The 12881-nt window shown below is 46.2% G+C and carries 13 protein-coding genes; 9 read left to right on the forward strand and 4 right to left on the reverse strand.

Annotation, left to right across the window (positions count from 1 at the left end; translation table 11 throughout):
* Positions 1-299: 299 nt before the first annotated feature.
* Positions 300-1229: an NAD(P)H-dependent glycerol-3-phosphate dehydrogenase gene (locus IM319_RS07310; RefSeq protein ID WP_287735145.1), complete on the reverse strand. Its 930-nt coding sequence runs from the start codon at positions 1227-1229 to the stop codon at positions 300-302.
* 129 nt (positions 1230-1358) lie between these two features.
* Here IM319_RS07310 and IM319_RS07315 point away from each other — a divergent pair, with 129 nt between their 5' ends.
* Entirely contained in the window at positions 1359-1790 is a 432-nt protein-coding gene (locus IM319_RS07315; protein WP_286824620.1) for an NUDIX hydrolase, read from the forward strand.
* A 59-nt stretch (positions 1791-1849) separates the two neighbouring features.
* On the opposite strand, the gene IM319_RS07320 is transcribed toward IM319_RS07315, so the two are convergent.
* Both IM319_RS07320 and IM319_RS07325 read right to left on the reverse strand, forming a co-directional pair.
* On the reverse strand, positions 1850-3067 hold the full coding sequence (locus IM319_RS07320) for an ABC transporter permease (protein ID WP_286824619.1): 1218 nt from the start codon (positions 3065-3067) through the stop codon (positions 1850-1852).
* A gap of 174 nt (positions 3068-3241) precedes the next feature.
* Complete coding sequence (locus IM319_RS07325; protein WP_287735146.1) at positions 3242-4726, reverse strand: efflux RND transporter periplasmic adaptor subunit; 1485 nt, start codon at positions 4724-4726, stop codon at positions 3242-3244.
* Between IM319_RS07325 and IM319_RS07330 the strand changes: the two genes are divergently transcribed.
* The 7 genes from IM319_RS07330 to IM319_RS07360 all read left to right on the forward strand — a co-directional run bounded on the left by IM319_RS07330 (position 4668) and on the right by IM319_RS07360 (position 8442).
* On the forward strand, positions 4668-4814 hold the full coding sequence (locus IM319_RS07330; RefSeq protein WP_002740204.1) for a hypothetical protein: 147 nt from the start codon (positions 4668-4670) through the stop codon (positions 4812-4814). The genes IM319_RS07325 and IM319_RS07330 overlap by 59 nt on opposite strands.
* A gap of 34 nt (positions 4815-4848) precedes the next feature.
* Positions 4849-5730, forward strand: a complete 882-nt coding sequence (locus IM319_RS07335; protein ID WP_287685318.1) for a tetratricopeptide repeat protein — start codon at positions 4849-4851, stop codon at positions 5728-5730.
* Positions 5731-5938: 208 nt separating this feature from the next.
* Entirely contained in the window at positions 5939-6706 is a 768-nt protein-coding gene (locus tag IM319_RS07340) for a hypothetical protein (RefSeq protein WP_353857185.1), read from the forward strand.
* Positions 6699-7520: a hypothetical protein gene (locus IM319_RS07345; protein ID WP_287735148.1), complete on the forward strand. Its 822-nt coding sequence runs from the start codon at positions 6699-6701 to the stop codon at positions 7518-7520. The genes IM319_RS07340 and IM319_RS07345 overlap by 8 nt, the downstream gene beginning before the upstream one ends.
* Positions 7521-7529: 9 nt before the next feature.
* Positions 7530-7742 (forward strand): type II toxin-antitoxin system HicB family antitoxin, encoded by a 213-nt coding sequence (locus IM319_RS07350; RefSeq protein WP_002793068.1) that lies wholly within the window; start codon positions 7530-7532, stop codon positions 7740-7742.
* A gap of 22 nt (positions 7743-7764) precedes the next feature.
* A complete protein-coding gene (locus tag IM319_RS07355) occupies positions 7765-8004 on the forward strand; it encodes an antitoxin (protein WP_287735149.1) in 240 nt (79 codons plus the stop codon).
* A gap of 9 nt (positions 8005-8013) precedes the next feature.
* Positions 8014-8442, forward strand: coding sequence for a type II toxin-antitoxin system VapC family toxin (locus IM319_RS07360; protein WP_002788601.1), 429 nt, complete (start codon positions 8014-8016; stop codon positions 8440-8442).
* Positions 8443-8446: 4 nt separating this feature from the next.
* On the opposite strand, the gene IM319_RS07365 is transcribed toward IM319_RS07360, so the two are convergent.
* Positions 8447-8713: a hypothetical protein gene (locus tag IM319_RS07365; protein WP_106909610.1), complete on the reverse strand. Its 267-nt coding sequence runs from the start codon at positions 8711-8713 to the stop codon at positions 8447-8449.
* 291 nt (positions 8714-9004) lie between these two features.
* Between IM319_RS07365 and IM319_RS07370 the strand changes: the two genes are divergently transcribed.
* Entirely contained in the window at positions 9005-12409 is a 3405-nt protein-coding gene (locus IM319_RS07370) for a CHAT domain-containing protein (RefSeq protein WP_287735150.1), read from the forward strand.
* Positions 12410-12881: the final 472 nt, after the last annotated feature.

Below are 12881 nucleotides of genomic sequence, written 5' to 3' on the forward strand. Positions count from 1 at the left end.
AAAAGCACAAAATAACCGATTATGAAATTCTATCAAATCGCTGTAACCATTGCAACATCGTTGTTAAATAAAAATATTTCTCAATTAATTGTTAAGAATTTATAAATATTGCGGAATGTTAATTTAAATATTCTCAAGCTTGTGGAGTCAATAGATAATTTTTGCTTATCTTTGACAAAAAATAGAACTCCTGCAAAATCCAACATCTACCATTGGGTTAGGATTCAGTATGACTTGGCATCATCTCCCCACTCCCCAACCCCCCACTGATTACTGATCACTGAAAAATCTCTTGTCTCTCAATCAAATTCTGCTTTTAAATCCCGACGCATCAATTCATAAACGGCAACTTGGGGAGAAATTTCCCCGCGCAAAAGACGATCAACTTGACAGGTAATCGGTACATATAAATTTTTTTCTTGGGCAATTCTCATCAAAACTTCTGTGGTATTTATTCCCTCGGCAGTTCCCTCTAACTTTGCTAAAATCTCAGGCAAAGATAAACCTAAAGCTAATTGATAACCCACTTGATAATTGCGAGATAAAGGACTATTACAGGTAGCTAATAAATCCCCTAAACCCGATAAACCGAAGAAAGTTTCTTGACAACCTCCTAGACAAGTTCCCACCCGAACTATTTCCGGTAAAGCGCGAGTTAACAGGGCAGATTTGGCATTAGTACCTAACTGTAAACCATCGCAAACCCCAGAAGCGATCGCCATGACATTTTTGAGAGTGCCACCTAACTCAGTCCCCAAGGGATCGCTATTAAGATAAACCCGAAAAGATTCCCCAGATAATAATTTTTGTAACAATATCGCCGCTTTTTGCACATAACTTGCTACCACCGTCGCAGCGGGTAAACCTTGATTAATTTCTTTAGCTAAATTGGGACCGGAAAGAACCACAAGGGGATTAGCGGGAAAAGCTTGATTCCACAGATGAAAAGGGGTACGAGTGGTGATTGGCTCTAATCCTTTAGTAGCGGTGACGATAATTATGCGAGAATTTAATTGTAATTGCTGTAATTTTTTGATCGTTGGAGCAACTCCTTTAATCGAAACTGCTGAAATAATTACCTCAGTATCTGCTATAATAGCCCCCAAATCTTCCCCACTATGACGCGACCAAACCCTAACAGCTAAGTGATTAAGTCTAGCCAAATTAGCGAGGGTTTGCCCCCAAATTCCCCCACCTATAACCGTAATTTTCTTGGCATTTTCTAACAACTTTTATTCTCCTCCTTATTAGTGATCCCTGATCAGTTACTGGTTAGAAAGGATTCGATTTCAAGGTTATGAGTCTTAAATGAAATTATTCACCGATTACCGATAACTGTTCACTGATAACTGAAAAAAATGACAAACTATCGCAATCCTGCCCCCACTGTTGATATTATCATCGAACTGATCGACTCGCCCCACCGTCCGATCCTGCTGATTGAGAGAAAAAATCCGCCCTTTGGCTGGGCAATTCCGGGGGGATTCGTGGACTACGGTGAATCAGTGGAAACGGCGGCCATTCGGGAAGCTTACGAGGAAATCAGTTTACAGGTGCAGTTAATCGAGCAATTTCACGTCTATTCCGATCCTAACCGCGATCCACGTCAACACACCATTAGTATCGTTTTTATCGCCACGGCAAAAGGCAAACCGATTGCTGCCGATGATGCCAAAAAAGTCGGAATTTTTCATCTCTGGGAATTCCCCCAACCCTTATGCTTTGATCACGATCGCATTCTCAATGATTATCGTCGTTATCGGGATTATCAAATTCGTCCCACACATTAGAAAAACGCCGCTATTAAAGCAATCCTTGCCAAAAACGTCCCCGAAAAGAAGTTAAAAAATTATACACTTCTGAGGGCGACAATCGGTTGCAATTTAGAGGCACGATAAGCGGGAAAAACGCCAAAAAAGAGACCAATACCCGTGGAAACACTCAAAGACAGGGCGACGGCGCTGGCGGAAACAGTGGCAGCCAGGGGAGAGAAACTGGAGACTAGAACGATCGCTCCTGCACCGACGAGAATACCAAGCGCACCGCCGGCGATGGAAACGAGAGTTGATTCAATCAGAAATTGTAAGAGAATATCCTGTTCTCTGGCTCCGATCGCTTTTCTTAGTCCGATTTCCCCAGTTCTTTCCGAAACCGAAACGAGCATAATATTCATCACCCCGATACCACCGACAATCAGGGAAATACCGGCGATTAAAGCCAAAAGCAGGGTTAGACCCCGAGTAATCGTGCCGAAGATTTCGATCATCTGTTTAGCAGTTTCGACGCGAAAATCATCCTCAGCCACGATTTTATGGCGTAAACGCAGGAGATTTTGGATTTGGAACTTAGCAGCGCGGATTTCCTCCCCCGATCGGGCTGTGAGACTAATCCAACTCAACTCGACACCGTAGGGTCCGGTTTTGCCCACCAGTTGCGAGTTCATGGTGCTAAGGGGAATAATCAGCATTTCATCCTGATTATTGCCAAAAAAGGAGCCTTTCGCCTCTAAAATCCCGATCACCTCAAAACTGAGATTTTTGATCCGCAGCTGTTGACCGAGGGGATTTTGGGTGGGAAAAAGTTGCGCTGCCACTTCAGTGCCGATCACCGTTACCCGTTTGTTGCGGGCTAGATCGATATTATTGATAAAACGACCTTTTTCTAGGGTAAAATTGCGGACAGAAGCGTATTCTGGGGTGCTTCCCGTGACTAGAGCCGTCATGTTGCGATTACGATAGGAAATCAGGAAACGAGCGTTTATTTCCGGGGCGACTTCAGCGACAGTGGGAACCTGTTCGGCGATCGCCTGAGCATCGGCTAAAACCAAGGTTTTCGGTAAATTAACGGTGGTATTGCGTGCTTGTCGCGACCCTGGCACCACAAAAATGGTATTGGGTCCCAAGTTAGCAAACTGGTCATTGGCTAAAGTTTGCGCCCCTTGGCCAATACCGATCATGGCCACTACTGAAGCGTTACCGATGATAATCCCTAACATGGTCAGGCCGCTACGCACTTTATTGGCCGCTAGGGTGGAGACGGCCATTTTTAAACTTTCGATGATAAACATATCAGTTATCAGTTATCAGTTATCAGTTATCAGTTATCAGTTATCAGTTATCAGTTATCAGTTATCAGATTTGAGTTATCAGTTATCAGATTTGAGTTATCAGATTTGAGTTTTTAAGTGTGCAGTATTAAATAGTAGTTTCCTACTGTCTTTTTACTGATTACTGATTACTGTTTACTGTTTACTGATTTTAGTTTTCGAGGTATCTTGGGCTCCTTCGGGGAGATCGATAAAGACCTTTTCTCCGACTTCCAAACCTGATAAAATTTGGGTTTTATCGTCTAAGACCAAACCGATCGAAACGGGTTTAAAACTGGGTTTATTTTCGGCATCGGCAACTAAAACCCCTGACTTGCCTTCCCGGGTGACAATGGCGACAGTCGGCACGACGAGGGCATTATCTAACTGCTGGCCGACAAAAGTTACATCCACATTCATTTTCGATTTGAGTTTGTCCTGTCCCGTCACCAAACCGATTCTCACTTCAAAAGAAGTAACATTATCCTCGATAATCGCTTCGGGAGCCACGAGAATAACTCGACCTTCAAAGACTTCTTCAGGAAAAGCATCGGCGACAATTCGCACTGGTTGGCCGCGCTGTAATAAACCCACATCTACTTCCGGCACTTTAGCAATTACTTCCAATCCCGATGCGAGGGCGATAATCGAGGTGGAAGTGGCGGAAGCGGTACTGGAGGCCGAAGTGGTGGGAGTAACAAAAGAACCCTCGGTGGCGTATTTTTGGGTGATGATGCCATCAAAGGGAGCAGTAATGACTGTATCGCGGTATTGAATCTTGATTTGCTCTAAATCGGCCCTGGCGGCCGCTACAGATGATTCTAGTCGAGCAAGCTCGGTTTCTTGGGTTTTTTGGCGTTGTTCGAGGGCAAATTTCGCTTCTGCGATCGCTGCTGCCGCTCGGATCATTTCCTGCTCAATTCCGGCCACTTCTGGGGAAGCGGTTTTATCTGCTTGTTCCAAACGGCGGACCGATTCCTCTAAATTAGCTTTGGCGTTGAGATATTCATTGAGGACGGCATCAAATTGGTCTTGAGCGATCGCACCTTCCTGGACTAAATTTTCATTGCGTTTAACCCGATTTTCTGCTAGTCGAAAACGGGATTGGGCCGCTTGTACCTGAGCTTGCAGTTGGTCTAAATCTTTCGGAATTCTTTCTTTGGCCTGAGCTAAACGGGCTTCTAATTGCTTATAACTGGCCTGGGCCTGATAAAATCGGGCTTGTAATTGCCGGATATCTTCGGGAATGCTGCGTTTAGCCTGTTCCAGATTGGCTAGAGCTTCCCGTAGATGCGCTTCTGACTGCATTCCCCGGGCATACACCTCTAAATTATCCATGACGGCGAGGGTTTGTCCCTTTTTAACAATCATGCCCTGATCCACCAATAATCGCACTAATCGGCCGGGGTTTTTCGGGCTAATGTTGACACTTTGGATTGGTTCCACCCTACCACTAGCTTTAATTTCCACAGCCAGGGTTTCCCGTCGAGCAGGAACGGTCATTTTCGCCAATTCTAGGCTAGGAGGAGGTGTTTGCAGCAAGCGATAAGAAACCACTCCCACCGCCAGAAAACCACTAGCCATGAGTCCGAATATCCAAAATAGGGGGCGATTTGATTTTCCCAACACGGTTATTGCCATCGATCAGCCAAAAGTTAATTGGTTATATACTAACGTCTCTAGAGTTGCCTTTGTTGTTTCTTTAGCCAACAACTCCCAAGCGAGATAGACTGATTAAAAAAGGCCTATCGCGGGGGTAAACTGTGCCAAAACTTCAATTAATCATTTCTTTGCTCATTTTTTTCGTCGCTGGCAGCCCGCCGGCTTTTTCCCAAGCACTACTCCCCTACGCCATCGAACCGGAGTTAGAACAGATGGAACAAGCGGGAATTGAAATGGCCGAAGATGCCATCCAATTAGCTCGTTTTCGCCGTACCGATGCGGCCCTTGGACGAGCTAAGTTAGCGGTGCAGTTAGCCCCCCATCTCTATCAAACTTGGTTTATTCTCGGTAGTTTATATCTGCAAGACAATCAGGTGCAACTCGGTATCGAGGCATTAAATCAATCTTTGTCCCTTGCTCCCGCCGATGCCCACGCTAATATTAAATTTTCCCTCGGTAGTGCCTATTTTCAGAATCAAGATTACCAGTCTGCTATTGCCCAGATTGAAGCGGGTTTGCAAATGAAACCCGATATCTCCCCCGCTCTTTTTGATCTCGGTAATTCCTATCTCAAGTTAGACCAATATCCTGCGGCGATTGCAGCTTACGAAAAAGCTGTTACTCAAGATAAAAATTTTTGGCCTGCTATTAATAATATTGGTTTAGTTAAATACGAACAGGGTGACAAGGAAGCAGCCCTTAAAGATTGGCGCGCCGCTTTGAAAATTGATCCTAAACAGCCGGAACCTCAGTTAGCTATTGCGGTGGCTATTTATAGTCAAGGTAAAACCGAGGAGGGCATCAAATTAGCTCAGGCCGCTCTCACTAGCGATAGTCGTTATGTCAGTCTAAAATTTTTAGAGGAAAATCTCTGGGGTCAACGTCTTCTGCAAGACACGGAGAAAATGTTTAATCATCCCAAAATGAAAGATTTTATCGCTCGTTTACCACAACCAACCCCAGAAGTGGAGGAAGAAAATTAAGCTTATGCAGCAAGCATTAAGATAACCCCTTAGTTAATTTGCTAGGAATTCTTGAGGCTTGCTCTAGCTAATTAAGGCTGGCTGAATATCGGTAGAAGCTTTGCTAAAAAATGGTTTTGGGACTTTATTAGCAAAACAACAAACTTTTTGCCGCAAACCCCAAATACAGTACAATTATTACAGTTAAGGGTTTAAAAAGACTGGGATGATGGCAAAGCAATCAAGGGCAATTGAGGTGACAGAACATGATAATAAATGTCCCGAATGTCTGCACCTGGAGATTTCGGGAGAACCTGTTGCGTCTGAGTCTAAGGGTGTTTTTTCCCTTTTCAAAAAGTCTGAACCAGAGGCGTTTTCCCTATCGGTGCGGATTAATTTTAATGAGCAGTGGCTTGTTTTTTCCTTTGGACGGGTTAAGTTTGGTTTGCGGGGGGGAGAGTTACGCTTAAAACTGGAGAATGGCCAAATGCCTTCTGAGCTAAGAAATGAGGCGTTGAAAAAGATTTTAGCAAGGGAGTTGGAGATTGAACGTCAGTCAGGGGGAGAACAGGAAAGTAAGTCTCAAGTAGAAGCATCAGTAACTCCTGATTTATCGAAAGCAAGCTTAAAGGGAGTTGGAGAACAGCGTCAAAAAAAGTCCCAGGTAGATAAGTTTCAGCTTAAAATAGCGCAAGTTAGTCATAAGGGAGCAAATAATCAGCCTGTGTGGGTGTTCGAGAATAGGACGGGTGAGCCTGTTTTGATTGGGGAATTAGCTGATTCCCTGGGTAAAATGTTAATTGCGGGTGTTCCCTGGAGCGTTGAAGCGACATTTACTCCTGAAATGCGTCAGGTTGTGATTACGGGTTTAGAAAATTTATTTAAAGATGATATTTCTGGACACAAATTGAACGTATTTGAGTTAGCAGTAGCTAAGTTATTTTTAAAGCATAAAACCCAACCCTATCTAAGTCGTCAGGTACTACGTTATGAGTGATGCAGATTTTATTCGAGAAGTTGAAGAACTGTACCTGCGTCTTGCTAATGCAGATACAGATGATCTGGTTGAGTTAGCTAAACTTGCGGGTTTAGACCCTAAAACAGATTTAGCCGACTCTGTTTGGGTTCCCTATCCCAGCTTTGGGGAATTTCGTCAGAACACCTTAGCGGCGGCGGTGCTGACATATTATCTAGAAGAACATGGGATAGAGGTAGATGCTGCGGCGGCTGATAATGCTCAAGTGGTGCTACCTAAACTTGGTAAACTGGAAGCTTTATTAGTTCCCCAAGACTCTGGTGCAGAACCGTTGGATTTAAGCCAAGTTAAGGTCAAGATTGACCTAAATCCGGCAACCCTAGCCTATGTTTTAGTCGAGTTAGGGGAAGGAGGAGCTTGGTTAACTGGGGTTCTGTTGAGTTCGGACCTGCGCCAAGATTTCCCAGAAGGCGGCGCGGTGTCCTTGGCCATGAGGAAACCTATGTCGGCGCTGTGGGAAGCTTACCGTCGGTGGGAAAACTGTCAGCAAATCATGGCGCAGTATATCGATAAACAAGGCTGGTCGGCGGAACAGCGAGCGGAGGTAATCACGATGTTAAACTGGGTCTGTGACTATCGGCAGGACTATGAGCGTCCGACGCTATTAAAGGACTTTTTAGCAGAGAAGGCCAGCGAGAATCATGAGAATTTTAAACCCTTAGCCTCGAATCTCCAAGAGGTAAGGGAAGCAACGCCTGAGCCGTCTTCAGAGGGTGCGGTGGACTGGCTAGAGGTGGCGATGGATTTGCTTGATGAATTGGGAAAATGTATTTAAAAAATAATCATGAAAAGCATTAAAATAATTGTCGAAAAACACCCAGATGGCTATATTGCTTATCCTTTAGGTATTGAAGGTGTTGTCATTGGCGAAGGCGAATCATATCAAGAAGCGCTAGAAGATGCGAAATCAGCACTCCGTTTTCATATTGAAACCTTTGGAGTAGAAGTTTTAGATACTGAATATTCTGTCTTAGAAGCGTCTATTATAGTAAGGTGATCATTAACAAAGAGGTCAACAGATGCAAAACTTACGTCAGGTTTCTTTACTAACAAGTGGACAAGAGCAAGTCTTAACTATTCCTCCTGAACTTGTCCTATCAAGCACAGAGGTTTTGTTACGCAAAGAAGGTCATCGCTTAATCATTGAGCCGATTTCTTCCGGTTCTCTAATTTCTTTGCTGACTACTTTGCCAGACATTACAGACAATTTTCCTGATATAGATGAAGGGTTGCTTCCCCTTGATGACATTACATTTTAGTACCACCCAATGACCTATCAATATCTGCTTGATACTAACATCCTATCACATTTGATCAGGTATCCCCAAGGTCAGGTTTTCCAGCATATTGTGGATGTCGGCGAAGAAAGCGTTTGTACGAGCATCATTGTGGCGTGTGAATTAAGATTTGGAGTGGTTAAAAGTGGTTCCTCCCGTCTGGTGCAGCAACTAGAACGCATCCTGGAGTTCTTGACAGTTTTGCCATTAGAATCAACTGTAGATAAGCACTATGCCCTAATTCGTAAACATTTGGAGCAAGCAGGAACCCCAATCGGTCCAAATGATTTACTGATTGCTGCTCATTCTCTAGCGCTTGATCTGACTCTTGTTACCGCAAATACTCGTGAATTTGAGCGTGTGCCTGCTTTGAAGTTAGAGAATTGGTTGATTGATTCTGTAATAATTTTTGGGGGATAATTTGTCATAAATGATGTTGCTGATGATGGTTTTGTATATATTCTGCCACTACTTTTTTGCGGTTTTCTCGCAATGACAAATCAGGTGGAGCATTTTCTAAAAGATGCTGAGGATGACCTCCCCGGCGTTGTAATAAAGTTTTACGCGGTTTTAAGCTTTGCCAATGTTCGTAAATGAGTTTTTTTAGAAGTTCTTCTGAGCTAATATTCTCTTCAGAAATGATGTCCGCTAGATAGTTCTCGGTTTCTCGATCTAGATTAATGGATAACATTGTTACCTCATAGGATAAATCAACATCTTTGATTATAGTAGAATGTAGGGTGCGTATTTACGGCGATAATCTCTGCTTAAACTTAAATCTAACAATCCGTCGTAACGCACCACATCTATCATTAATTTAACTACTACTTGGTGCGTTAAGCTATCGAAGAGCGCACCCTACTAAAAACTATCATTAATTTAACTTCGTTATGACATATAATTAATTTGCAAGAGTTCTTATCTATCATTAATTTATTTGGTGCGTTACGCTATCGAAGAGCGCACCCTACTAAAAACAATCATGAACGAAGCAAGAATAGAAGCTTACTTAGCACTAATCCAGGCACTACTCCAGTGCGAAAATGGTCAAGAACCAGCGCTATTACAGGCTAACGCGGAATTAGTTGATGCCGGCTTAGTCGCTGTGATGGGTCAGTATGCAGATTTTTTGCAACAGCAGGGAGAAGATAACAGCGCGGGATGGTTGAGGAATATGGCGCAACAGTTAGGACAATTTTTAGACGCGCCAAGGGATAATCAAAACCCCTACATCAGTTTTTTACAAACCCTAGTGCAAACCGTCGAGGAAAGTAACGGAAACCGCCAAGTAATTTATCCCCTGCTCGACAATAACCTCCATCTCTTAGATGAAAACTTACTTAACCTCCTCCGTGCTTGGGGAAATCAACTCAAGGAACAATACAATCCAGAGGAAACCAACCAACTAGGGACATTATTCTATGATCTTGCTTATGCTTTTCATGAGTTTCCTAAAGGTAATCCACGCATTAACTTGGACATCGCCATCTATGGATACGAATTTTGCGCCACCATCTGCCGCCAACCCGGATTAGAAAGGGAATTAGCCGCAACCCTCAATAATCTGGGCGTAGCCTACAGGACCCAAGCCCAATTGGGTCAAGAGCCGGTAGCCAACCTAGAACGGGCGATCGCCAACTACACCGAAGCCGCCACCATCCGCCGCCAACCCGGATTAGAAAGGGAATTAGCCCAAACCCTGACTAATCTGGGCGTAGCCTACTGGACCCAAGCCGAATTGGGTCAAGAGCCGGTAGCCAACCTAGAACGGGCGATCGCCAACTACACCGAAGCCGCCACCATCTTCCGCCAACCCGGATTAGAAAGGGATTTAGCCCAAACCCTGACTAATCTGGGCCTAGCCTACTGGACCCAAGCCGAATTGGGTCAAGAGCCGGTAGCCAACCTAGAACGGGCGATCGCCGCTCACACCGAAGCCGCCACCATCTTCCGCCAACCCGGATTAGAAAGGGAATTAGCCGCAACCCTGAATAATCTGGGCAATGCCTACAGGACCCAAGCCGAATTGGGTCAAGAGCCGGTAGCCAACCTAGAACGGGCGATCGCCAACTACACCGAAGCCGCCACCATCCGCCGCCAACCCGGATTAGAAAGGGATTTAGCCAGAACCCTGAATAATCTGGGCCTAGCCTACTGGACCCAAGCCGAATTGGGTCAAGAGCCGGTAGCCAACCTAGAACGGGCGATCGCCGCTCACACCGAAGCCGCCACCATCTTCCGCCAACCCGGATTAGAAAGGGATTTAGCCGCAACCCTGAATAATCTGGGCGTAGCCTACAGGACCCAAGCCCAATTGGGTCAAGAGCCGGTAGCCAACCTAGAACGGGCGATCGCCAACTACACCGAAGCCGCCACCATCCGCCGCCAACCGGGATTAGAAAGGGAATTAGCCGGAACCCTGACTAATCTGGGCGTAGCCTACTGGACCCAAGCCGAATTGGGTCAAGAGCCGGTAGCCAACCTAGAACGGGCGATCGCCTTTTATCGAGAGGCACTTTCCTTTCTCAACCCCACTCTCTTACCGGCTGACACCCTCACAACTGGACGGACCCTCGGCAACTTGGGCTTTAAGCAGGGCTGGTGGGACATTGCCTTAGAAGGCTACAGGGTTGCCGTGGAAGCCGTTGAACAAAGCCGCGCCTGGGCTACCAGCGAAGCCCTGCGCCAAGAAATTGTCCGCGAGTCTATCGACGTTTATGAAAACCTAATCCAAGCCGCCGTTAACCAGGGCGACCTCTCCCTGGCGCTGCGAACCGTCGAACGTTCCCGCTCCAAACGCCTTGCCGACCTAATCGCCATCAGCGACCTCTACGCCGATGGGCGCATCCCCCCAGAAATACAAGCCTGGTATCAGCAACTTCAGGACAGCCGCCGCAGCAAATCCCAACTCGCTCAAGACCGTCCTGAACTGTCCAAAGACGATAAACCATCTTTGACCCCTGCACTAAGCCGCAACACCCGCGCTAGCTTTGCCTCTGAACAACTCCTCGCCGCCGAAGCCGCTGAACGTCAAGCCTGGGAAGCTCTCTACCGCTTTGATGCCATTACCGCCCAACTTCAGCAACCCCAACCCCAACCTCGCCTCGATGAGTTAATGGCGCTGCTCCCCTCTCCCCAGACTGCCCTCCTCAGCTTCTACACCACCGCCACCCATACCCACATCTTTGTCCTGCGTCGCCCCTCCCGGGATGGCGGGGAATCGGTCAACTGCCACACTATTCCCAATCCCCTGGAGTCCGCCAACGACCTGCAAAACTGGCTGGTCGAAAACTGGACTATCCCCTACATTGCGATTAATCAAGCAGAGACCGCCCAATCCCGCCAGCAGCTTCGGGATGAGTGGCACCAAGCTATGGCCGCTCGTCTGCAAGAATTGGCAACCCGCCTGCAATTCGATACCCTCATCCAACAGCACCTCCAGGGCATCACTGACTTAATCCTGATTCCCCACCTCTTTCTGCACCAAATTCCCTTCGACCTTCTACCCACCGCCGAAGGTCAACTACTAGGCGATCGCTTTCGCCTTCAGTTTGTCCCCAGTACCAAAATTCTGGGACTGTGCCAAGAGCGATCGCAACCGACTCCCGACACCCTGGGGATTGTGGAAAACACCACAGAGGATTTGCCCTATACTCCCCTAGAGTGTGAGTGGGTCGCCCAAACCTGGAATGTGCCTCGCCAACGGCGGCTACAGGGGCGCACAGTCACCCCCGACTCTTATCTGCAACTGCTCAAACAAGTGCAAGCCCTACTTTCCAGCCACCACGCCACCAGTCGCCCCGATGATCCTCTCAACTCCCACCTCGTCCTAGACGGGGAGCAAAAAGTCACCTTGCGGGATTTAATTAGTCCCTCGTGGCGCTTTCCGGAATTGTCGGAAGTGTTTCTCTCCTGTTGTGAAACTGGTCTCAGTTTTGCCGGTTTCCGAGATGAGGAGGGAAACCTGCGACGGGAATTACTGGACGAACCCCTCAGCTTAGGTACAGGCTTTCTGCTGGGGGGCGCTCGAAGTGTGATCAGTAGTCATTGGGCCGTGACTGACCGAGCCACAACGCTGTTTTCGCGGGAGTACCATCGCGCACGGCGGGCCGGAGAGGAACGCTTAACGGCTCTACATCAGGCTCGCCAAGCGTTGCGGGAGACTTGCCAAAAAGACTGGCGGGACCGTTTGACAGTCGATTATCAGCAGGCTTATCAGACTTGGCAACAAATGCGCCAAACTAAGGATCCCAACGTCAATGCTGCTCAAGCCAATTATCAGAAAATCGGCGAATTGATCAAGTGGCTTGACAATTTTGCTCCCGACGCAGTGCCTTTTCAGGATTATCGTTACTGGGGGGCGTTTTATTGTCTTGGACTTCCTTAAATTAGGAATTATTTCCTTGTTGCAAGTAAAATGTAGGGTGCGTTAGACGGCGATAATCTCTGCTTAAACTTAAATCTAACAATCCGTCGTAACGCACCCTACCTATCATTAATTTAAGTTTATTATAACATATAATTAATTTGCAAGAGTTCTTATCTATCATTAATTTATTTGATGCGTTACGCTATCGAAGAGCGCACCCTACTACTAATTATTGTACTTTAAAAGGATAATGCCGGGTTTTTAAAGGTTCCAATTTTAACAGGTCAAAAGCCTTATTTTAAAAGGGTTTTACCATTATTCAGCAATCCCTAATTAGGGTTGGCTGAACAAATCTAAAAACCTTATCCAACAAGGTTTTTAGACTTTTTTTCCCTCAAAAAGTGCCGACCCTTGCAGTGATTGGGGGGAAAATTCAGGGACTTTTTCCCTGAAAATTAGGTAATTGACCACCTGAAAATGGGTAAAACCC

This window comes from Microcystis sp. M113S1 (assembly GCF_020246945.1).
Classification (GTDB): domain Bacteria; phylum Cyanobacteriota; class Cyanobacteriia; order Cyanobacteriales; family Microcystaceae; genus Microcystis.